Below are 21,815 nucleotides of genomic sequence, written 5' to 3'. Positions count from 1 at the left end.
CAATTTGAGAAGCAGTGGAGGCAGGAGCTGACGATGCAAAAATGCAGAAGAGCGCCCCCGCGCCGCAGCGCACTATTCAGGCTCGATGCCAAGTCCCTGGATGATCTTGCCGGACGAGGCGAGCTGATCTTCGAGGAAGCGCTTTGCGCCTGCCGTCGTCACGGCATCGCCGACACGGACATCGAAGCCGAGGGTGGGTGCGCGCTCGCGCACATCGGACGATTCCAAGGCGCGCGCGATCTCGGCGCTTAGTTTCTCGACGATGTCGGCGGGCGTGCCGACCGGGGCCATGAACATGAACCAGCCCTGGAGATCGACGCTTTGCAGCATCTCCGCGATTGCAGGAACGTCCGGCAGGGAGTCAATCCGTTTGGAACCTGCAACGGCAACAGGTCGCAGCGTACCTGCCTTGATGAAGGCCTCTGCGATCGATGCCGATTGGATCGTCACCTGGATGCGACCCGAGATGGCGTCCTGCACAGCATTCGTGGTCGTGTTGTAGGGGATGAGGACAAAACCGGTCCCGGCGCTCTTGTTGATCGCTTGAGCGATCAGGCCCGAGAGGTTGCGCGCACCGTCGACAGCGAGGCTCAGCGAACCCGGTGCCGATTTTTCGAGCTTGATCAATTCCGGCAGCGTATTGGCCTTCACCTCGGGATTGACGAGGAGGACGTGGTTGCTCTTGGCCACCATCGCGACCGGCACGAAGTCCTTCACGGGATCATAGGGGAGCTTCTTGAACGTGTAGGGATTGGTGACGAGCGCCGCCGACGTGGCGAACAGGAATGTGTAGCCGTCTGGCGCTGCACGGGCGACCGCCTGGGTGCCGACAAGGTTTGCGGCGCCCGGACGATTCTCGACGACGAACTGCTGTCCGAAGGTCCGCGAGAGTTTTTCGGTGATGAGGCGACACATCACGTCCGGGCTGTTGCCCGCCGGCTGCGGCACGACGACGGCCACGGGCCGCTGCGGCCACGACTGCGCGAAGGCCGGAACAGAGAAGCAAAGCGCAACGCCGGCGAGCAGCAGACGACGCGATAGTCCGGACATGGTGTTCCTCCCTGAAAGATGCCGCTTTGCGGGCTTTTATTGGTCGCTCGCAGGCCGCAGCCGTCACCGGCTGCGGCCGCTCGATCAGGTTTCGTCTGCGACGACATTCCTGAGCACGCCGAGGCGTTCGACCTCGATCTCGACGACGTCGCCCGGCTTCATCCAGAGCGGCGGCTCGCGCCGTGCGCCAACGCCCCCCGGGGTTCCGCTGACGATGACGTCGCCGGGCTCGAGCCGCGTGAAGGTCGAGCAGTATTCGATCTGGCGCGGGATATCGAAGATCATCTGCTTGATCAGCGCTTCCTGCATGACCTGTCCATTGAGGCGGGTCTGCAGCTTGAGCTCCCCGAGCGGACCGAGCTCGTCCGGCGTCATCATCCAGGGCCCGAATGCGCCGGTATCCGGAAAATTCTTGCCCGGCGTGAATTGATGGGTGTGACGCTGGAAATCGCGGATGCTGCCATCATTGTAGCAGGAGTAGCCCACGACGTGGTCCATGGCATCCGCGCGGGAGATGTAGCGGCCGGCCTTGCCGATGATGACCGCGAGCTCGCCTTCGAAATCGAGATCGGTCGAGACGCGCGGCCGCACGATCGGTTGCAAATGTCCGGTCTGGCTGTTGGCATAGCGCGAGAAGATGGTGGGGTGATCGACCTCAGCGCGGCCGGTCTCTTTGCGGTGGGTCTCGTAATTCAAGCCCACGCACAGGATCTTGTCCGGGTTCGGGATGACCGGCAGCCAGGTGACTTTTGAGATCGGAAGGGCAGCGGCGGAAGACTTTGCATCCGCAACGCCGGCGAAGGCGGCGCCGATGGCGGCCTTGAGATCGGCATAACGCGCTTTGAGCGCGGCGCCGACATCAAAAAAGGTCTCGCCTTCGACAATGCCCCAGGTGGTGCGGCCGTCGATCGCTACGGTGGCAAGTTTCACGGTGTTCTCTCCATTTTCAGATCGGGAATGTTGTCTTGCTCGGCCGGGACGTCGCGAAGACGCATGTCGATCTCGCGCAGGAGATCGCCGAACTCGGTGGCATTGCGCGCGGTGCCGAAGACATAATGATCGGGCCGAACGACCGCCGCGACGACAGCGTGACGGTCGAACCAGTTCGCGAGCACGCCCTCGGTCTCTTCGAGCGCATTCGGCAGACCTGTGCCGGCAGGCGCGACTGCCGCCGCCGATACGTCCGGGCGCGCGGCACAGAGCGCGAGCATCGAAGCGGCAGCATTGCTGCGGCCGTCGATCAACACGCGCCAGCCGGCCCCGGTCACTTCGTCCAGCAAGCGAGCCGTACCGCCGTTCGCTATGCGCGGCTGCGGAAACAGAGTGCCGCGCGCCGGCGTTTCGTGATGTGACAGGCATCCTGCGCGCAGCGGCGGAATGATTTCCTGCCGCGTCAGCAGCAGCGGCTTGCCGCCACCTTCGGCCAGGATTTGCGCATCGCGCCGCCGGGCGGCTGCCGGATCGCGCTCGCAGATCGACTGGCCGATCGCCTTGATCTTGCCGGTCAGCTCGATGACGTGCTGCTTGCGTTCGACCGTGTAACTGTCGAGCAGGCTGTCGGAGGAGACGCTCTTGAGCACATGATCCAGCTTCCAGACGAGGTTCGTGGCGTCTCGCAGGCCCTGGCACATGCCCTGGCCGATGAAAGGAGGCTGCTGATGCGCTGCGTCGCCGGCAATCAGGATCCTGCCGTTGCGCCAATTGGCGGCAACGAGGGCGTGGAAGCGATAGGAGGCTGCCCGCCACAATTCCCCGTCCTGCGGCATGAGCCAAGGCGCGAGCAGCTTCCAGACATTGTCGGGCCGTTCCATCTGCCGCGCGTCCTCGCCCGGCAGCAGCATGATCTCCCAGCGGCGATGGCTCTTCGGGCCGATCAGGAAGCTCACGGGGCGCGCCGGATTGCAGAATTGCGCGGAGCATTGCGGCAGACGGGCAAGCGCGCTCTCGTTCACGCGCACGTCGACCACCAGCCAGGGTTCATCGAAGATGAGATCCTCGAGCGCAAGACCTGCGATCTGACGCACGGTGCTCGATGCGCCATCGCAGCCGAGCACATAGCGCGCCGTCACGGAACGATGCCGTCCGTCGCTGTCCTTCAGGCGAGCCTCGACACGATCGGACGTTTGAACAAGATCGAGCAGCTCGACGCCGAGCTCGGCCCGCACATTTGAGAATTCGGTCGCATGGCGGCGCAGCTCGGCCTCGACCGCGGGCTGGCTGAACACCATGCTCGGCGTGTAGCCGAGCGGATAGGGTCTTGCGACCATGTCGATGCGGCGGATCAACTGGCCGTCGGCGCCAAAATGCTCCGATGCGGTGAAAGGCTCGATATGGGGCGAGATCGCCTCGGTGAGGCCCATATTGTCGAAGTGACGGAAAATCTCGTGATCGAGCGCGATCGCGCGCGGCTTGTCGTACACGCCGGTCAGCCGGTCGATGACCAGCGTGCGATGACCGAGGCGACCGAGCAGGCCTGCGGCAACGGCGCCGGTCGGCCCGAAGCCGACGACGAGCACGTCATAGTCGATGGCGCCAGCCGTATCAGTCATGCGCGCGCCGTCGCGAAGGGAATGGCGAGCTGCGCCGCTTTACAGGCCTCCGACTTCGGCGGGGCGATACCCCATTGATCGGTTCGTCCGGGAGGCCAGACCCAATCATCAGGACCTTTCGCGACATAGCTGTCGTCGATCTGCAAAACCTCGGCGGTGTATTCGATGACGCTCCCTGCCGGATCGACGAAATAGGCGAACACGTTGTCGCCGGGTCCGTGACGGCCGACGCCCCAGCCGATCGGATAGCCGTGATCCACCATGCGACCGGAGCCGCGCATGACGGACTCCAGGTCAGGCATGAGGAAAGCCACGTGATTGAGGCCGTTGCGAGGGGCCTCCGCAAGCACGATCGCGTGGTGGTCGCTGTTGCAGCACAGGAACGCCATCAGCTTGGACCGATCCGATAGCCGGAATCCCAAAGTGTCCTGATAGAAGGTCGAGAGCTTTTCGATGTCGGCGCTGTTGATGTTGACATGCGCCAGCCGCTCGGGGCGATCAGCGATCACGCGCGCCGGCCTGGTACGGTCGCCATGAACGAACTCGATGACGCATCCCTGCGCTTCGCGAACCACGAAACCTGTCCCGCCCGACGGCGCTGGCGACGGCGCGGGTGAGCTGATCACCTCACAGCCGGCCTGCCGCGCACGCGCGAAAAGGTGGTGCAGATCATCATGCGAGCGGGCGCGGAAGCTGATCTTGCGCAGCGATGTCGCCTCACCCGGCGTGAGCTCGAGGATGTGGAAGTCGCTGCCCGTCGCGGCAAGATACACCGTGCCGTCCGCTTCCGCCGCGACGTCGAGGCCCCAGACCTTGCTGTAGAACTCGACCGAGCCGGCAAGCTGCGGCGTCGTCATTTCGACGCTGCGCAGGGCTGTCACCGGAAAGTCGGGCATTGGGCGTCCTTATCAGGGGATGCGAACGTCACCTCATTAATATGTACAAAATCGCACGTAAAGCAGAAATTTATAAATAATCGCCGAGAACTCTGCTAATGTACATAAGTGCTGGAGATTCTGATGGATTGCCCATGAGCACTGACATGAGCACTGACCTGCCAAGCCAAAGGGTCGAGCAACCGGCAACGCTGGCGACCACGATCTACGCACGCCTCAAGGCCGACATCCTGACGACGCGGCTCGAGCCCGGTCGCAAGCTCCAGTCGCGCTTCCTGATGGAGCAGTACAATGTCGGACAGACCCCGCTGCGCGAGGCGCTCAACCGCCTGACCACCGAAGAGTTCGTGGTCGGCATGGAGCAGCGCGGCTTCTATGTGAAGGAGGTCAGCAAGGAGGAGCTCCAGGAGCTGACCAAGACGCGGTGCTGGGTCGAGGGCCTGGCGCTGCGCGAGTCCATGCAGAATGCGACCCAGACCTGGGAAGAGGCTCTGCTGGTTGCGCATCACCGGCTCGATCGTACGCCGCGCTCGCTCAAGCCCGACACATTCGAGGACAATCCGGATTGGGAGAAGGTGCACCGCGCCTTCCACGCGACGCTGATCGGACTTTGCGGCTCACGGCCGCTGCTCGGCTTCTGCGAGCAGCTCGCCGACCGGCTCTATCGGTATCGCATGATGTCGATTGCGAAGGCCTATCCGGCGCGCAAGGTCGGCGCCGAGCACAGCGATATCCTTCAGGCGGTTCTCGCCAGGGACAGCGAGCAGGCCGTGCGCCTGCTTCAGCAGCACTATCAGCGCACGGCCGAGGTCATCTATTCCGATCTCGACGGATTGCTGGCCTAGCTTCGTCTTGGAGACATGGAGCGTTGCGGTCAGCGCGAGCGCTTCGGCAGCTTTGGAAGCTTGCCCGGATCAAACGCTGGTAGCCCGGTTTGCTCGGGCGCCGGCGGCTGCTGCTCCGTCAGAATGAGCGTACCTTGGAGAACCATTCCCGGCACTTGTTGTGCCGTCGCCGTGTAGGTCGCGATTTTGCCGGGGCAGCTTCCCTCGATGTCCAGCGTCAGCTCGTCCTCGATGCCGAAGACCGTTGCGCGTCCGTCGGTATGACGCTTCGTCGACACGGTGGCGGTGAAGCGATCTCCGTCCACCTTGCAGGAGCCGTGATAGGTCATCAGGCTGTCGCGGCCCCAGATCTGGCCGTCTGCAACATGGACGATCCCGGTGCCCTGATCGATCGGCGTCTTGTACCAAGCCGCGTAGGTGCCGTCCTTCAGCATGGGAGCAGTCTCCCCTGGTAGTCCCACACGAACAATCCGCATGATCAGCGCTAAGAAAGCGTTAATCACGCGGCCCGTGACAATCCGGGTTGTCCCTGCGCAGCTCCTCTTCAAGCTCCTCGATGATGCTGTGAAGCAGCCCCGCCGCAAGCGGATCGGTGACTTCCCGTTCCAGGCGACGGTAACGCGCGATCTGGAATTGCCGCTCTTTCAACTGGCGCTCTGTCATCAGATGGGACCCTCCGGCGAAATGACGCGGAGACAGCCCGGCAGTTTCGTTAAAGTTTTCGGATCATTTGACATGGTTTCCGATCGGTAAAGAACCAGGCCAGGTCCATCACGCGACGAGAATTGGACGCCGAATGATCATGTCCCCTCCCCCTCAGCTGCTCGCCCCACCAGTGCGCGACTGCTCAGTCTGTCGGAAGCCTCCATGAGTGCGGCCGCGTAGGACGGCTCCGTGGACGACGGACTGGTCAGGATGGCCCTGGCCCTGTTGTCGAACATCGCGCCACTGCGGCCGTCGAGATCGCGCGCCACCAGGAGCGGTATCAAGCGCTCGGCGTAGGCGTCAGGCTCGACCATCATGAAGCTCGTGAGCCATTCCAAGGCGGCGAAAAGCGCGCGCGAGCCGAGCAGATTGGCGCGGATGTTGGTTTTGACGAAGCCCGGGTTGAGACCGAACACGTCGACATCAGGAAAACGCCTGGCTGCCTCGAGGACGAGCACCTCGTTTCCGGCCACGGTGTTCGAATGCGCCGCGAAGCGTTTGTAGCTTCGCTCCGAGTTCAAATCATCGACATTCGCTTTCTGCTCTGTGCCCGGGAATCCCACGACGAAGATCCGGGGTCTCATGTCGCTCCCGGCGCGCTCCTTGCCGAGACGCGGAGCGATCTCGTTCAGGATGACGCGGCGGCTCAGATAGCTGACGGCGAGATCGCGTTCGATGCCTTCCGATGTCACCTCGCGTTTGGGGCCGGCCATGATGCCGGTCGTGAAGACAACGATGTCGATGTTTCCGGCGGGCAGCGCCTCGCCGATTCGCCTCGCCTCCCGCATCGAGCCGAGGTCGGCCTTCATGAACGTGATGCGCGGCATCTCCTGATCGCGGAAGGTCTGACCGACGACCAGGACATTCGCGCCTCTGGCCGCGAACTGATGACTGAGTGCCCGACCGATCCCGCCGGTGCCGCCGATCACCGCGACACTCAATCCGGTGAGCCGGAGGTTTTCGAGCGACGGCAAAGTCACGTTCAGGTTCTTGTCCAATTCCACGCGTTTCACTTCAGGCGCGCCTTCCGCAAGCATTGGTGAAAATGAGCGACCCGCACCGCAGTCGCGGCGCAGAGCCGATAAGTGGTGCCCCTCAGACGGCGGCCGTCGCGTCCCATGCGGGATAGTCGGTGTACCCGCGGGCATCGCCGCCGAAGAACGTCCGCCGATCGGCCTCGTTCAGCGGCGCGCCGGATTTCAGGCGCTCGATGAAATCGGGATTCGCCAGGATCATCTGGCCGTACGCTTCCAGATCGGCCAGCCCCGCAGCGACGTCCGAACCGATGCGATCGCGCGGACGGCCCGGCCTGTTTACGATCAGCTTGCCGCACCACAGTTTGCGGAGATCGGCGAGCAGGTGATCCTCGCCCTGATGCATGATGTGAAGATAGGCAAGCGAGAGCTTGTCGAGCTCGGCGACCAGATGGCGATAGAGATCCGGTCCTTCGGCGCCTTCGTCGATGCCCCACATCGTGATGCCCGGTGACAAGCGGATCGCCGTCTTGTCCGCGCCGATCTCCTCGGCGATGGCGGCCGCAACCTCGACGGCGAAACGCGCACGGTTTTCGATCGAGCCGCCATACGCGTCGGTCCGCGTGTTCGCGCTCGGCGCAATGAACTGCTGGACCAGATACCCGTTCGCGCCATGAATCTCGACGCCGTCCGCGCCTGCCGCGATGGCGTGACGCGCGGCATCGCGGAAGTCGGCAACGGTCCGCCGCACTTCGTCAATCGTCAGAGAGCGTGGCTGCGGGATATCCTGCATGCCCTTCGGCGTGAACATCGGCGTACCGGGCGCGATCGCGGACGGAGCCACACCCTGCCGGTGGTGCGACGTGTTGTCGGGATGCGACATGCGGCCGGCGTGCATGAGCTGGATGAAGATGTGACCGCCCCTGGCGTGCACGGCGTCGGTCACCTTGCACCAACCAGCGACATGCGCGGGCGTGTAGATGCCGGGCGTCGTCATGTAGCCCTGCCCGTCATCGGAGGGCTGGGTGCCCTCGGTGACGACCAGTCCAACGCCGGCGCGCTGCGCGTAATATTCGGCGGCGAGATCGCCGGGAACGCCATTTGCGTCGGCGCGCGAACGCGTCATGGGCGCCATGACCAGGCGGTTCTGAAGCGCGAGTTCACCCACGCGGACGGGACTGAGTATCGGGTTCATGGCGGGTTCCTTCTCGATGATCCGAGAAGGGAGATGGACCTTCCACTAGATGGAATAAATGCCGTAGAATGGAAATGATTGATCCATATATGGGATAATTTCATGGAGCTGTTGAACGACATGGCGCTCTTCGTCGAGGTCGTGAAGGCCAGGAGCTTTCGGGGCGCCGCAGCGATCCTCGACATGCCCAACTCCACCCTGTCGCGGCGGATCGGCCTGCTGGAGAAGGAAATCGGGCTTCGCCTGCTGAACCGGACGACGCGCCGGATCGAATTGACCGAAGCCGGCCTGCTCTATTTCGAGAGGTGCAAGCGCATCGTCGATGAAGCGCGCCTGGCACACGAGCAACTCGGCGAGATGCTGGCGCAGCCGAGCGGATTGCTACGAGTCTCACTGCCGGTGGACTTCGCGAACACCTATCTCGCGCCGCTGATCACCGAATTCGCGCAGCAATATCCCGGTATCGATTTCGAATTCGACCTGACGCCGCGACGTGTCGATCTCGTCTCCGAGCCGTATGATCTGGCGATCCGCGTCGGAGAATCCGAGGCCTCCCATATGATCGCGCGGCCGCTTGCCCGCCTGCACGGCTATCTCTACGCCTCGCCGCGCTATCTCGAACTCAACGGCGAGCCGCGCGAACCGGCCGACCTCGCGCGCCATCAATGCCTCTGCCAGACGAGGGTCAGCACCTGGACGCTGCGCAGCGGAACGCAAACGGTTGACGCCGACGTCGACGGCCGTTTTCATCTCAACAGCATCGGCAAGCTCCGCCGCCTCGCCACGCTCGACATGGGCATCACGTTCATGCCGCAGGAAATCGTGGCCGACGAAGTTGCGGCCGGCCGGCTACGCCGCATCATGCCGCAATGGCAGGGCCAGCCCATGACCATCTACGCTGTCACCGAGACCAGACTGCTCCCGGCCAAGACGCAGCGCTTCATCGAATTCTTGAGAGAACGGCTGAGCCGGGGGTAGATTCCACCGCCTCCTGGCTTGTCAATTGCGCGGCAAATTCATGTTCATGAAACGGAAGTCCAGGCGGATCCAGGATCTCACGGCACCTCGCCGCTCCTGCGCCTCTCGCCGATGCTGTGCGGCTTGTTGAGGAAGAACTCCCGATTGCCGAGAGCTGCTTCCGCGTATTGATCGATCGCGACCTGGATCGCCTCGATGTGCATGCGGCACCAGCCTTCGAGGCAGGACAGGCGCCGCGCGTGCTCGAGAGCCTTCAGAAATTCCGGAGGCTCCTGCATGTCGGAGAAGTAGGTCGGCCTCTCTCCCTTCATGCCCGCGCCACCTCTCTTGGCGGTACAAGGCTTGGCGGAACAAGGCTTGGCGGAACAAGGCGGCGCTTCCCGACACCGATGCGCGGTGGCGCCGGCCGCCGACGGGGAACGAAGAGGCTGGCGACGACGATCGGGTCGGTGTCCCCGAGAGCAGCCCGCTCCTGGACGAGCCCGCTCATCACGACGCGCATCTTCATGACTTCCTCGGCCACGAAGGTGCAGTCTTCGTCCCGGTTGATTTGCTCATGCATGATGGCCTCGGCCTCACGCATGCTCACACGTAACGCCCTGATGATCTTGCGGATTTCACTGATGCGGTTGTCCATGGCTCGCTCCTTGGCTGGACGTGCAGCATAAGAACAAATCATGAACATTGAGTCAATCGGCCGGAAGTAGAACCCGACCCGGCTCACGTCCCCTTACGGGAGGCGTCGCCGAGTGAGCAGCCTCTTTAGGACGACAGGCGAAGCCAGACATCCTTGCTCACCAGCGTACCACTCGGCGTGGCGATCTCCATGTCCACGACATGCAGAGAGCCGGGCTCGTCGGCATAGATGTACCTGAGGTGCCACATGCGGCCGAGGTCCGGTGAAATGACGAAGTCGTCCAGTCCATCGGTGATGGCTCTGATCGCCTCGCGGTGCGCCAGGGGTGCGGAAAACATCGCATCGATCAGGTTGGCGAGACTCATGCCCTCGACGAGCATGAGGCGCGCAACCTCGTCACCGTAAACGTGTCGGAGCGCCGCAACGATAGCGGCGACAGCGTCCGGATTCTTCAATGACACGACAAAGCAAGCCTCCGGGCCCATGATGCCGGAGGCAGGATATTTTACGCAAGCTCTCTGCGCATGGCGGTGCGGAGTGTTTCCGCCCTGAGCTCCCCCTCCTCTCCGTCCGGGACCCTCGGCGCGGTTAGAACGTCACCCGCATCCCCGCATAGAACGCGCGCGGCCGGGCCGGGCTCAGCGAGCGCGGATCGGTGAAGTCGGCGCCGCCATTGGTGAAGTTGGGCAGAGCTTCGCGGTCGAAGAACTGTCCATAGGTGGCGTAGCGCTTGTCGAAGATATTGTCGACGCGGCCGTAGAGCTGGACGTTCTTCGTCACCTGATAGGAGGTGTGGAGATTGAACACCGTGTAGGACGGCAGCTTCGAGTACTGGTTGGATTCGTCACCGACGAAATACTGGCTGGAGACGAACAGCGCATTGCCGCCGACCTTCCAGACGTCGGTGACGTTGTAGTCGACACCGACCTTGACCCGGTGGCGGGGAATCGCGGGAATCTGGTTGCCGGGCAGGACCTGGATCGTCTCGGTCACGGGATCCCTGAACGGGCTTTCGGAGCCGAGCTCGAAAGCGTCGAGATAGCGTGCGTCGACGAAGGCATAGCTCGCCTGGAACTGCAACGTAGGCGATTTGATGTTGACCTCGGCCTCGAGCCCCTGACGCCGCGTTCTGCCGACATTGGTGAAATAGCCGAAGCCGGTGCGCCCCACTGCGGGAACGGCGACAATGTCGTCATAGTTGGTGGCGCGGAACGCTCCGACCTTCCATCCGAGGGAGCCGATGTTCAGCTCCCTGGTGCCGCGGAAGCCGGCCTCCACGGTCTTGGACACGACCTGCTTCAGCGGCGGATCCGAAACCAGAAACGCTGCGAGCAGGCAGGGCCGGACCGGGTCGGCGCAGCCGAGTTCGAGCGGCGTCGGCACGCGATTGGCCTCGGAATAGCCGGCATAGGCTGTCAGCTCCGGCGTGATCTTGTAGGTGCCGCCGATCACCGGATTGAAGCGGGTGAAGGTGTGGTCGCCGTTGAGACTGGTGCCGAGCTGATCCTCCAGCGTGATGCGCGCCACGTTGAAGCGGCCGCCGCCGGTGATGGCGAAGGCATCCGTGACGTTGAACGTGTCCATCGCGTACAGGCCGTTATATTGATTGACGGTCCGCAGCGAGACGGGACCTGCGACGGTGTCGGGCACGCCGGTCGGCCCAAGGAAGATGCCGCTGCCGCTGACGACGTAGTTCTCTCCGATCGTGCCGATCTCGGCGGTCGCGTTGTAGCGCGTGACACTGGCGTCGTAGCTGGTGCCCATGACGAAACGGTTGTCGTGCCCGAACAGCTGATCGGTGTTGGTGGCCTGCCCCGACACGCCGAACGTGGTCGAGCGTATCGAGCTGCGGTCGATCTCGCCGAGGATCGTTCCCGGCGCAAAGGGATTGGCGAGCTGCACGCCGTTGGTGCCGTTCGCGGGCGTGGTGTCATTGCCGAAGCAGAGCAGCGCTGGATCCGCACCGCATTCCTGCACGTCGGTCGGATTGCCGTCGACCAGCTTCTGCTCGTACCTGCGCAGATGCGCAGTGCCTTCCAGCGTCCAGGTCGGCGTCGCATCGACCTTGCCGGTGAAATTGAGATAACCGACGCGGTTGCTCGTGGTCTGCGGCGTCGTGTAGGTCGCGCCCCAATATTTGTCGAGCAGCTCGGCCGGAACGGTGGCGCTGGCGCCGAAATCGTTCTTGGCGACGCCCATGTTGACGTGGAATTCGCTGTCGCCTTCCTTGTAGCCGACATCGCCGTAGAAGCGCCGCACGGTCGATTGCGAGAAGTTGCGGAAGCCGTTGTCGCGCAGGCCTTCGAGCGCGGCATAGACGCCGTAGTTCTTGTCGACCTGCTTGCCCCATTGCGCAGAACCCTGGATGCGGCCGAACGAGCCGCCCATCAGATCGAGCTCGGCACCCTGATACGTGAAGCCGTCCTTCATTTGCAGGTTGAGCGCACCGCCGAGCGCATTGAGGCCGAAGGCGGGGTTGTTGGTGACGAGCGTCACCGATCTGATCGCGGCGGTCGGGATCAGATCCCAGTTGACGGCGTCCGAGAAGGCTTCGTTGATGCGGACGCCGTTCTGGTACACGGCAAGGCTCTGCGGCGTGCCCGTGACGGGCGAGGCGACGAAGCCGCGGAACTCGACATTGGGCTGAAACGGATTACCGGTGACTTCAGTGATGTTGACGCCGGCGATGTTGTCGCGCAGTGCGTCGGTGACGTTGAGCGAGCCGGTGCGCCTGATCTGGTTGGCATCGATCGCATTGATGGCCGAAGGAACCTTGTCGACATCGAGACCCCTGCCGGTGCCCGGCGAGGTCGGGTAGACGTAGATGCGTGGCTTGGGGCGATTCGACGACGAAGCTCCAGCTTGCGCCACCGGCCGCGTTGGTGTCGTGCGCCTCGCTGTCGACGGCGACGGCGCGGCCACCTCGACCGGCGGCAAGTTCTGGACGTTGGTTTCCTCGTCCGGCGCGGCCCCGGCAGGGCTCGCGGCGACCAATCCCGACAACAGCCCCGTCGACACCGAGGCCATCAACCAACGACGCTTGACCCGAAAACGCTTGCCCATCCCAGCCTTCCCACCCGCAACCACCGGCTGTTCTGATCTTCGCCGTTTGGTGCAGACGAGTGTAATCGGCAGCAGCTCACGCGCCAGCCACAAAAGGTCGGGCAATATCCGCACCCGTTTTCCCGACCAAATCGGGAATTTTTCCCGATCGTGTCGCGCCATCAGGCCGCCGCCGTTGGCACCAGCGCCTCGACGGTCAGGCCGCCGTCGCCGGAGACGACATTGAGCGTGCCGCCCAGTGCCAGGATCCGCTCGCGCATACCGACGAGGCCGAAGCCGAGCTTCTGGCCCGGCTCCATGCCGCGGCCATTGTCGCTGACGCGCACGCGGGCGCAGAGGCGGCCGTCGCGCGTCGGCTGGTCCGCGGGCTCGATCACGACATTGACCGCGGTCGCGCCGGCATGCCGGAACACGTTGGTGAGCGCCTCCTGCACCACGCGGTAGATGGTGAGGTCCGCGGTCTCGCCGGTCGCCCCTAACCGCGGCGAGATCGTGGTTTCGATGGTGACCTCGGGATGCGACTCCCGCCACAGCCGCGACAGCGATTCGAGTGCCTGGCCGAGACCGAGTTCGGCAAGGCCGACGGGCCGGAGGCGCTCCAGCACGCGGCGGGTGAATTGCTGGAGCGCGTTGATCTGCTCCAGGAGGGCGCCGCCATGTTTGCGCACCGCCTCTGCGCTCGGCGCCTTGCCGTCCGCGAGCTTTGCCAGCGCGCTGGCATGGGCGCGCAGCGAGAACAGATACGGCCCGAATTCGTCGTGCAATTCGCGCGCGATCTCCTTGCGCTCGACGTCCTGCAGCGACACCGCGCGCTCGGCGAGGCGCCGCTTGTCCTCGACCGCCTCGCCGAGCGTCGCGGCAAGATGATTGAGCCTGGTGCAGATGGCAGCGAGCTCCGGCGCGCCGCCCGGCGCGACGCGCGCCTCGTAATGTCCGCCTTCGAGCTTCCCCATGACCTCCGCCAGCGACTGGAGCGGCGCCAGCGCCCGGCCGACCACCTTCATCATCAGGAAAAACAGCGCGAGCGCGATCACCGAGCCGACCTCGAGCTGGGTCACGATGCCGTCCCAGATCTCGGCGATCTCGTCATCGGGATGCGAGGTGATCCGCAGCGAGCCCGGTCTGCCATGGATCGACACCGGCACGCTCACGGCAGTCTGCTCGGGATGCACCAGGCTGACGAACCAGGCCGGCGGGGCGCGGGTGTCGTCGTCGGCATCGGGCCGCGGCGGCGTCAGCGGGTTCCCGCCGGCATCGTGAAGCGCGATGCTGACGTGGCGCAGGCGGCTGAGATCGCGGGCGATCTGATTCAGCCGCGCATCCGGATCGGGCGCCTCGTTGAGATCGGCAACGATCATCTCGATGAATTCGCGCGCGAGGCGGATCACGCTCTGGTCCTCGGCCTGCACGCGCGGGCCGGCCTCGGCGACCTGGCGGCCGATATTCACGGCGAGGCCCAGCGCCAGCAGCAGCGCCAGCAAGAGGTTGATGCGCCCGCGCAAGGATAGATTCTGCCACATTGATGTCGCCCATGCCTCGCGAAGGTTGGCCCGCGCCTGTCCGATGACGTTGACAGGGGCGAAGCGCCCGATATCTAATCGAAAGCGTACAGCAATCCCGGCCGGGTTGCATGAGGCGACATGAGGGCGCGCAGCGCTCCTGTTCGGTATCATGCGGCGCGACAACAGGCCGGCGCTGTTACGGGGAAACGCCTATGCGCATTCTGATCGTCGACGATCATCCCATTGTCGCCTCCGGCTGCCGTGCCGTGCTGGCCGACGAGGGCGAGATCGAGATCCTGGAGGCCGCCGACGCCGAAGACGGCGAGAGCATCTTCATCGTCGAGCGCCCCGACCTCTGCATCATCGACATCAACCTGCCGACCGTATCCGGCTTCGAGCTCGCGCGCCGCATCCTCGAGCGCGCGCCCGAGGCCCGCATCATCATGTTCAGCATGAACGACGATCCCGCCTTCGCCGCGCGCGCGATCGAATGCGGCGCCAAGGGCTACGTTTCCAAGACCGGCGATCCCGACGACCTCGTCGAGGCGATCCGCGCGGTGGGCGGCGGCGGCACCTATCTGCCTACCGCGATCGCGCGCAGCATCGCCTTTGCCGGACCGGCGCTGACGCAAAGCCCGCTGTCCAAGCTGAACGCACGCGAGATGGAGATCCTGCGGTTGCTCAGCGCCGGCAAGAGCCTGTCGGAGATCGCCTGGCTGGTGCAGTCGTCCTACAAGACGGTGGCCAACACCTCCTCGATCATGCGACAGAAGCTCGGCGTGAAGACCTCCGTCGAGTTGGTCCGGCTGGCGATCGACAGCGGCGTCGCCTGACGACACGCGCCGCCGCAAATTCGGTCACACAAGCGTTGCAATGTTGATGTGGTTAGGTGCCACTGGAGCTTAGGGCATGACGATTCAGACTGTCTCGACCAACAAATCCTACGGCGGCGTGCAGGGCGTCTATCGCCATGCGAGCCAGGCGACCGGCACCGACATGGTGTTCTCGGTCTACGTTCCGCCGCATGCCGACGGCGCCAAGCTGCCCGTGGTCTGGTACCTCTCCGGCCTCACCTGCACGCATGCGAACGTCACCGAGAAGGGCGAATTCCGCAAGGCCTGCGCCGAGCTCGGCCTGATCTTCGTCGCGCCCGACACCTCCCCGCGCGGGCCGGACGTGCCCGGCGATGCCAACAACGCCTATGATTTTGGCTTAGGGGCCGGCTTCTATGTCGATGCCACGCAGGAGCCGTTCGCGCGCAACTATCGCATGTGGAGCTACGTCACGGACGAGTTGCCGAATCTGGTCGCGGGAAATTTTCCCGTCGATACCAAGCGGCAGTCGGTGATGGGGCATTCCATGGGCGGCCATGGCGCGCTGACGGTGGCGCTGCGCAACCCGCACCGTTTTCGCGCCGCGAGCGCCTTCGCGCCGATCGTCGCCCCCTCGCAGGTACCCTGGGGCATCAAGGCCCTGACCGGCTATCTCGGGCCGAACAAGGATGCCTGGCGCAACCACGACACCGTGGCGCTGATCGAGGACGGTGCGAAATTTTCCGGCTTCCTGGTCGACTATGGCGATGCCGACAATTTCCTGAAGGAGCAGCTCAAGCCGGAGCTGCTGGACGCCGCCTGCAGCAAGGCCAACATCCCGCTGACGCTGCGGCGCCAGGCGGGGTATGACCACAGCTATTATTTCATCTCGACGTTCATGAGCGATCATCTGCACTGGCATGCGGCGAGATTGACGGCGTGATTTCTTCTTCCTTCTCCCCTTGTGGGAGAAGGTGGCGCGCAGCGCCGGATGAGGGGTTGTTTCCGCAGATTCAATGACAGTAGGACTCGCGGAGAGAACCCCTCACCCGGCTTCGCTCCGCGAAGCCGCCCTCTCCCACAAGGGGAGAGGGAAAAAGAGCCCTACTCCGGCTTGCCGTAATTCGGCGCGAGCAGGCGGTTGCGGATCAGGTAGCTCATCGTGCGCGTCCAGGATTCATCGGTGTTGCCGCGCATGTCGGCGCTGGCGGCCGTGATCATGCTGCCGGTCTTCACATCGCGCAGATAGACGTTGAGATTGATGATCAGGTTCGAGACCTTCTGCACCATGCCGGTGATCTCGAGCTCGGCGCCGAGCTGGCCGGCAAGCTTGAGGTCGCAGCCGCCGCAGGCCTGCAAATTGGCGTGACGGGCGGCGTCCCTGACCGGCGCGATGTCGAGCACCTGGAACCTGCCCGACTCTGCCAATTCCTTGCGCAGTTGCTCGCTGATGCGCTGGAGCCGCACCTCCTCCGGCTTGGAGCCGTAGAACTCGCCGGGCAGGCTGGTGTCGATCAGCTCGAAATCGAACACGGCGAGCTTCGGCGGATCGGCGAACGCGGCCGAGCCCGTCAACAGCAAAGCGATGAAACATATCAGCGCTCGCATGATCGTGATTCCGCCTCCTCTCGCCGCGACGACGAAATGCGGGGTTGCATGCCCTGACAAATCGGTCATGCTTGAAGCAGAAACAATTCTCCACCGGCGGTCAAGCCGGGGAGAACGCCTGGAGGAAATATGATCCGATGGTTGGTCGGCCTGATCGGCTGGAGTCTTGCCGCGACGAGCGCGCTCGCGGCCGACCCTGTCGCGATCGGCGTCGGCTATCTCGGAATCGCCGGCACCAGATCGACGCTGTCGCTGGTCGAGCAGCCCGCCGAGAATGACGGCGTCGCCGGCGCCCGCCTCGCCATCGAGGACAACAACACCACCGGAAAATTCACGGGCCAGCGGTTCACGCTGGAGGAGCGCCGCATCAGGGAAGGCGAGGACGCGGTGCAGGCCGCAACCGCGCTCGCCGAGAAGAACGGCTTCATCATCGCCGACCTGCCGGCTGACGCGCTCCTGAAGGTCGCCGACGCCCTGCGCGAGCGCAGCACGCTGCTGTTCAACGCCGGCGCAATCGACGAGCGGCTGCGCGAGGCCGATTGCCGCGCCAATGTCATCCATACCGCGCCGACGCGTGCGATGCTGGCGGACGCGCTCGGCCAATATCTGGTGTGGAAGAAGTGGTCGCGCTGGCTGCTGGTGGTCGGCTCGCATGACGAGGACAAGCTGTTCGCCGATGCGCTCCGGCGCACCGCGGCGCGGTTCGGCGCCAAGATCGTGCAGGAGCGGACCTTCGAGGACAAGGGCGGCGCGCGGCGCACTGACTCCGGCGTCACGCAGATCCAGCGGCAGATGCCGGTGTTCACGCAACAGGCGCCCGCCTACGACGTGCTGGTCGCCGCCGACGAGAGCGAAGTGTTCGGCGCCTACCTGCCCTATCGTACCTGGGATCCGCGGCCGGTCGCGGGCTCGGCCGGCCTCGTCCCGCGCAGCTGGGACGCATCGCAGGACCAGTGGGGCGCAATCCAGATGCAGAACCGCTTCATCAAGCTGAATTCGCGGCGCATGACTGCGCTCGACATGCAGGCCTGGACCGCAGTGCGCATGATCGGGGAAGCCACCTCGCGCACCAATTCCGGCGACGTCAAGAAGGTCACCGACTTCATCAAGGGCCCGGACTTCTCGGTCGCCGCCTTCAAGGGCACGCGGCTCACCTTACGCGACTGGAATCTCCAACTGCGCCAACCGATCCTGCTGGTCGACGGCCGCATGGTGGTGTCGGTATCGCCGCAGGAAGGATTCCTGCACCAGGTCTCCGAGCTCGATACGCTCGGCTACGATCGCCCGGAGAGCAAATGCAAGTTGAAGTGAGGACGCAGATGTTGCGCATGTGGCGTGTGGGGCTTCTCTCCGGACTGGCGCTGGCGGCGGCGCCCGCGCATGCGTTCATCGCCTATGTCTCGAACGAGAAGAGCAACACGGTCTCGGTGATCGACACCGACAATTGGACAGTGACCAAGACTATCAAGGTCGGCCAGCGCCCGCGCGGCATCGATTTCACCCGTGACGGCAAATTCGTGATGGTCGCGGTCGGCGATGACGACACCATTCAGGTGATCGATGCGAAGACGCAAACCGTGGTGGACAGCCTGCCCTCCGGCCCCGACCCCGAATTGTTCGCGCAGGATGCCGCCGGCAAGATCCTCTACGTCGCCAACGAGAACGACAACACGGTGACGGTGATCGACCTCGAGAAGCGCGCGCGCCTCGGCGACATCCAGGTCGGCGTCGAGCCCGAGGGCATGACCATCAGCCCCGATGGCAAGACGCTGATCAACACGTCCGAGACCACCAACATGGCGCATTTCATCGACACGAGCTCGCGCCAGATCGTCGCCAATGTGCTGGTCGATGCGCGGCCGCGCTTTGCCGAATTCAAGCACGACTCTTCGGAAGTCTGGGTGTCCTCGGAGATCGGCGGCACCGTATCGGTGATCGATCCGAAGAAGCACGAGGTGATCGGCAAGGTCACCTTCGAGATCCCGGGCTTGCGGAAGGAGGCGATTCAGCCGGTCGGCATCGGCATGACCAAGGACGACAAGACCGCCTTCGTCGCGCTCGGCCCCGCCAACCGCATCGCCGTGGTCGATGTCGCCTCGCGCAAGGTGACGAAATATCTGCTGGTCGGGCAGCGCGTCTGGCACATGGCGTTCACGCCTGACGAGAAATACCTGCTCACCACCAACGGCGTGTCGAACGACGTGTCCGTCATCGATGTTGCCGCGCGAAAGGTGATCAAGACCATTCAGGTGGGCGAACTGCCCTGGGGCATCACGATCGCGCCATGACCAGCCCTGCCCCCATCGCCGATCCACGCGAGACGCCGAAGCCCGATCCGGCCGCGGTGCCGGCGCTCGCGATCGATGGTGTCAGCCACTCCTATGGCCCGCGTCGCGCGCTGATGGACGTGTCTTTCAACGTGCAGCCTGCGAGTTTTACGGCGCTGCTCGGGCTCAACGGCGCAGGCAAAAGCACGCTGTTCTCGCTGATCACGCGGCTGTTCGGCATCCAGTCCGGCCGCGTCGGCATTTTCGGGCATGACGTCAGCAAAAGTCCCGGCGAGGCGCTGCGGCTGCTCGGGGTCGTGTTCCAGCCGCGCACGCTCGATCTCGACCTGTCGCTGACGCAGAACCTGCTCTATCACGCCGCGCTGCACGGCATCAGCCGCCGCGAGGCCGCTGCGCGCAGCGCCGAGTTGCTTACCCGGATCGGCCTCTCCGAGCGTGCTGCAAGCAAGGTCCGCGACCTCTCGGGCGGACAGATGCGGCGGCTGGAGATCGCACGCGCGCTCTTGCACCGGCCGCGGCTGCTGTTGCTGGACGAGCCGACCGTCGGCCTCGACGTCAAGGCGCGCGCCGACATCATTAGCCATGTCCGCCAGCTCGTGACCGAGCAAGGCATCGGCGTGCTCTGGGCCACACATCTGTTCGACGAGATCATGGCCGGCGACGATCTCGTGGTGCTGCATCAGGGCAAGGTGCTGGCGCAGGGGCCGATGAGCCGCGTCATCGCGGAGGCCAGCGCGCAGGACGTCAACACCGCCTTCATGCGCCTGACCGGCGCGCAAACCATGCCGGGAGGCGGCGCATGAGCAGCATCACCACGCGCGATGCGCCGCGCGGCTTCTCGTTACAGGAGTACATGACCTGCCTCACCGGCATCGTCTGGCGCGAGGGCCTGCGCTTCCTGCATCAGCGCGAGCGCTTCGTCTCGGCGCTGGTGCGGCCGCTGGTGTGGCTGTTCATCTTCGCCGCCGGTTTCCGCCAGGTGCTCGGCATTTCCATCATCCCGCCTTACGAGACCTACATCCTCTACGAGGTCTATATCGCGCCCGGGCTGATGGCGATGATTCAGCTCTTCAACGGCATGCAGTCCTCGCTGTCGATGGTCTACGACCGCGAGATGGGCAACATGCGCACGCTCTTGGTGAGCCCGCTGCCGCGCGGCTTCCTGCTGTTCTGCAAGCTGCTCGCGGGCACCGCAGTGTCGCTGCTCCAGGTCTATGCATTCCTGCTGATCGCCTGGTTCTGGGACATCACCCCGCCGCCGTCAGGCTATCTCACCGTGCTGCCGGCGCTGATCCTGTCGGGGCTGATGCTGGGCTCGCTCGGCATGCTGATCTCGTCGGGCATCAAGCAGCTGGAAAACTTTGCCGGCGTCATGAACTTCGTGATCTTCCCGATGTTCTTCGCCTCCTCCGCGCTCTACCCGCTCTGGCGGGTGCAGGAAGGCAGCCCCTATCTCTACTATCTCTGCGCGGCCAATCCGTTCACCCATGCGGTCGAGCTGATACGTTTTGCACTCTACGGGCAAATCAACTGGATCTCGCTGGCGGTGGTCGCGGCCTGCACAATCGTCTTCATGATCGGCGCAATTCTGGCCTATGATCCCTCGCGCGGGCTGGCGCGACGGGGGCCCGCGGGAGGCGAAGGATGAAGGTTCGGGTTCTGGCGACGGCTGTACTAGTGCTCGCTGCTGCGGGCACGGCCGCGCGCGCGGCCGATCCGCGCTACCCCGACTGGCCCTGCACACAGGCCAAAGTGCCGGAGATCTCGCTGGCCGCCGTCTGGGCCGGTCCTGCGCTCGGTGACGCCGAGACCAAGTGGAAGGACGACGCCAAGGTCAGCGCGCTGGTCTCGAAGCTGGCGGCGCGCAAGACCCCGCTGGATGAGGCCGAGAAGTCGGTGAAGGAGTTCCTGAGCGGCTCCGCCGCCGACAAGACCGCGAACGCCAAGCTGCTGTTCGCCGGCCTGTTCGACACGCTCAACGCCCAGCGCTCCCAGGTCATGCTCGGGCTCGAGCGCGTCAGCCGCAAGCAGCGCGACGCCGCCGACAAGATCCGCGAGGAAACGCTTCAGCTCCAGGCGCTACAGGGCGCGACACCGCGCGACGAAGCCAAGGTCGAGGCGCTCAGCAACGAGCTGATCTGGAAGACCCGCATCTTCGAGGATCGGCACAAGGTGGTGCGCTTCGTCTGCGAGGTTCCAACCTCGATCGACCAGCGCCTGTTCGCGCTCGGCCGCGTGATCCAGCAGGAAATGGAATAGCGTCAGCCAAGCTGACGGCTCACGAAAAGTTCCCGCGATCGCCTCGTGAGCGTTAACTTTTTGCCGCGCTATGTGCCGGAACCAAACCGATTTATGATGGCTTGTCGAAGTCAACTCCAGACGTCGGGAGACCTCGATGGGAACAACAAAATTCATCTTCGCGGGCGCTGCGGTCATCACCATGCTCGCATCCAGTGCTCTCGCTGACGACATGACCGGAATGGTCACGCGGATCGATCGGCTCAACGGCACGATTTCGATCCAGCAGACCCAGAAAGGTACGGTCGGCGCCAGCGCCGGCGGCGCCCAGGAGTACAAGACCAAGGATGCCGCAATGCTGGATGCGGTCCATGCCGGCGACAGGGTGACGTATTCGGCGACCGACACCAACGGCACGGGGACACTCACGAAGCTGCAGAAGCAATAGGCTGGGTTCTTCACCTCTCCCCGCTTG

24 protein-coding genes are annotated in these 21,815 nt (G+C 64.2%); 10 read left to right on the top strand and 14 right to left on the bottom strand.

What is annotated here, in order from left to right; genetic code table 11:
• Positions 1-72: 72 nt before the first annotated feature.
• The 4 genes from QA649_RS15920 to QA649_RS15905 all read right to left on the bottom strand — a co-directional run bounded on the left by QA649_RS15920 (position 73) and on the right by QA649_RS15905 (position 4,495).
• Complete coding sequence (locus tag QA649_RS15920) at positions 73-1,050, bottom strand: tripartite tricarboxylate transporter substrate binding protein (RefSeq protein ID WP_283025018.1); 978 nt, start codon at positions 1,048-1,050, stop codon at positions 73-75.
• Positions 1,051-1,134: 84 nt separating this feature from the next.
• Positions 1,135-1,980, bottom strand: a complete 846-nt coding sequence (locus QA649_RS15915; protein ID WP_283025017.1) for a fumarylacetoacetate hydrolase family protein — start codon at positions 1,978-1,980, stop codon at positions 1,135-1,137.
• Positions 1,977-3,599: a bifunctional 3-(3-hydroxy-phenyl)propionate/3-hydroxycinnamic acid hydroxylase gene (locus tag QA649_RS15910; protein ID WP_283025016.1), complete on the bottom strand. Its 1,623-nt coding sequence runs from the start codon at positions 3,597-3,599 to the stop codon at positions 1,977-1,979. Before QA649_RS15910 ends, QA649_RS15915 begins: the two co-directional genes overlap by 4 nt.
• The gene (locus QA649_RS15905; RefSeq protein ID WP_283025015.1) at positions 3,596-4,495 is read right to left on the bottom strand and encodes a VOC family protein; all 900 of its coding nucleotides are present in this window, start codon (positions 4,493-4,495) and stop codon (positions 3,596-3,598) included. The genes QA649_RS15910 and QA649_RS15905 overlap by 4 nt, the downstream gene beginning before the upstream one ends.
• A gap of 146 nt (positions 4,496-4,641) precedes the next feature.
• On the opposite strand from QA649_RS15905, the gene QA649_RS15900 reads away from it, so the two are divergent.
• A complete protein-coding gene (locus QA649_RS15900; RefSeq protein WP_283025014.1) occupies positions 4,642-5,340 on the top strand; it encodes a GntR family transcriptional regulator in 699 nt (232 codons plus the stop codon).
• Positions 5,341-5,369: 29 nt separating this feature from the next.
• Here the strand turns inward: QA649_RS15900 and QA649_RS15895 are convergent, their stop codons facing one another.
• The 4 genes from QA649_RS15895 to QA649_RS15880 form a co-directional block, all read right to left on the bottom strand.
• Positions 5,370-5,774 (bottom strand): hypothetical protein, encoded by a 405-nt coding sequence (locus tag QA649_RS15895; protein ID WP_283025013.1) that lies wholly within the window; start codon positions 5,772-5,774, stop codon positions 5,370-5,372.
• Positions 5,775-5,835: 61 nt separating this feature from the next.
• Positions 5,836-6,003, bottom strand: a complete 168-nt coding sequence (locus QA649_RS15890; protein WP_283025012.1) for a hypothetical protein — start codon at positions 6,001-6,003, stop codon at positions 5,836-5,838.
• 137 nt (positions 6,004-6,140) lie between these two features.
• Positions 6,141-6,974, bottom strand: coding sequence for an SDR family NAD(P)-dependent oxidoreductase (locus tag QA649_RS15885; protein ID WP_283025011.1), 834 nt, complete (start codon positions 6,972-6,974; stop codon positions 6,141-6,143).
• Between the two features lie 166 nt (positions 6,975-7,140).
• Positions 7,141-8,214, bottom strand: a complete 1,074-nt coding sequence (locus tag QA649_RS15880) for an alkene reductase (RefSeq protein ID WP_283025010.1) — start codon at positions 8,212-8,214, stop codon at positions 7,141-7,143.
• A 102-nt stretch (positions 8,215-8,316) separates the two neighbouring features.
• Between QA649_RS15880 and QA649_RS15875 the strand changes: the two genes are divergently transcribed.
• Positions 8,317-9,192 (top strand): LysR family transcriptional regulator, encoded by an 876-nt coding sequence (locus tag QA649_RS15875; protein WP_283025009.1) that lies wholly within the window; start codon positions 8,317-8,319, stop codon positions 9,190-9,192.
• A 77-nt stretch (positions 9,193-9,269) separates the two neighbouring features.
• Here the strand turns inward: QA649_RS15875 and QA649_RS15870 are convergent, their stop codons facing one another.
• The 5 genes from QA649_RS15870 to QA649_RS15850 form a co-directional block, all read right to left on the bottom strand.
• Positions 9,270-9,503 carry a hypothetical protein gene (locus QA649_RS15870; RefSeq protein WP_283025008.1) on the bottom strand — a complete coding sequence of 78 codons (234 nt, stop codon included), beginning with the start codon at positions 9,501-9,503 and terminating at the stop codon, positions 9,270-9,272.
• Entirely contained in the window at positions 9,500-9,829 is a 330-nt protein-coding gene (locus QA649_RS15865; protein ID WP_283025007.1) for a hypothetical protein, read from the bottom strand. The genes QA649_RS15870 and QA649_RS15865 overlap by 4 nt, the downstream gene beginning before the upstream one ends.
• 125 nt (positions 9,830-9,954) lie before the next feature.
• Positions 9,955-10,314 (bottom strand): hypothetical protein, encoded by a 360-nt coding sequence (locus tag QA649_RS15860; protein WP_283025006.1) that lies wholly within the window; start codon positions 10,312-10,314, stop codon positions 9,955-9,957.
• A 103-nt stretch (positions 10,315-10,417) separates the two neighbouring features.
• Positions 10,418-12,892 carry a TonB-dependent receptor gene (locus QA649_RS15855; protein WP_283025005.1) on the bottom strand — a complete coding sequence of 825 codons (2,475 nt, stop codon included), beginning with the start codon at positions 12,890-12,892 and terminating at the stop codon, positions 10,418-10,420.
• Between the two features lie 161 nt (positions 12,893-13,053).
• Positions 13,054-14,412, bottom strand: coding sequence for a histidine kinase (locus QA649_RS15850; protein WP_283025004.1), 1,359 nt, complete (start codon positions 14,410-14,412; stop codon positions 13,054-13,056).
• 194 nt (positions 14,413-14,606) lie between these two features.
• On the opposite strand from QA649_RS15850, the gene QA649_RS15845 reads away from it, so the two are divergent.
• Positions 14,607-15,227 (top strand): response regulator transcription factor, encoded by a 621-nt coding sequence (locus QA649_RS15845; protein WP_018642696.1) that lies wholly within the window; start codon positions 14,607-14,609, stop codon positions 15,225-15,227.
• A gap of 76 nt (positions 15,228-15,303) precedes the next feature.
• On the top strand, positions 15,304-16,149 hold the full coding sequence (fghA, locus tag QA649_RS15840; protein WP_283025003.1) for an S-formylglutathione hydrolase: 846 nt from the start codon (positions 15,304-15,306) through the stop codon (positions 16,147-16,149).
• A gap of 161 nt (positions 16,150-16,310) precedes the next feature.
• On the opposite strand, the gene QA649_RS15835 is transcribed toward fghA, so the two are convergent.
• A complete protein-coding gene (locus QA649_RS15835) occupies positions 16,311-16,883 on the bottom strand; it encodes a DUF3280 domain-containing protein (protein ID WP_283025002.1) in 573 nt (190 codons plus the stop codon).
• Between the two features lie 60 nt (positions 16,884-16,943).
• Between QA649_RS15835 and QA649_RS15830 the strand changes: the two genes are divergently transcribed.
• The 6 genes from QA649_RS15830 (at position 16,944) to QA649_RS15805 (ending at position 21,788) form a co-directional block, all read left to right on the top strand.
• Positions 16,944-18,125: an ABC transporter substrate-binding protein gene (locus QA649_RS15830; RefSeq protein ID WP_283025001.1), complete on the top strand. Its 1,182-nt coding sequence runs from the start codon at positions 16,944-16,946 to the stop codon at positions 18,123-18,125.
• An 8-nt stretch (positions 18,126-18,133) separates the two neighbouring features.
• Positions 18,134-19,102 carry a YVTN family beta-propeller repeat protein gene (locus QA649_RS15825; protein WP_283026036.1) on the top strand — a complete coding sequence of 323 codons (969 nt, stop codon included), beginning with the start codon at positions 18,134-18,136 and terminating at the stop codon, positions 19,100-19,102.
• Positions 19,099-19,905: an ABC transporter ATP-binding protein gene (locus QA649_RS15820; RefSeq protein WP_283025000.1), complete on the top strand. Its 807-nt coding sequence runs from the start codon at positions 19,099-19,101 to the stop codon at positions 19,903-19,905. The genes QA649_RS15825 and QA649_RS15820 overlap by 4 nt, the downstream gene beginning before the upstream one ends.
• On the top strand, positions 19,902-20,750 hold the full coding sequence (locus tag QA649_RS15815; RefSeq protein WP_130364481.1) for an ABC transporter permease: 849 nt from the start codon (positions 19,902-19,904) through the stop codon (positions 20,748-20,750). The genes QA649_RS15820 and QA649_RS15815 overlap by 4 nt, the downstream gene beginning before the upstream one ends.
• Complete coding sequence (locus QA649_RS15810) at positions 20,747-21,361, top strand: hypothetical protein (RefSeq protein WP_283024999.1); 615 nt, start codon at positions 20,747-20,749, stop codon at positions 21,359-21,361. Before QA649_RS15815 ends, QA649_RS15810 begins: the two co-directional genes overlap by 4 nt.
• 136 nt (positions 21,362-21,497) lie before the next feature.
• On the top strand, positions 21,498-21,788 hold the full coding sequence (locus tag QA649_RS15805; RefSeq protein WP_283024998.1) for a copper-binding protein: 291 nt from the start codon (positions 21,498-21,500) through the stop codon (positions 21,786-21,788).
• Positions 21,789-21,815: the final 27 nt, after the last annotated feature.

This window comes from Bradyrhizobium sp. CB1717 (assembly GCF_029714325.1).
Lineage (GTDB): Bacteria > Pseudomonadota > Alphaproteobacteria > Rhizobiales > Xanthobacteraceae > Bradyrhizobium.
Note: the sequence above shows the minus strand (reverse complement) of the source record. Positions and strands in the feature narration are given on the sequence as shown.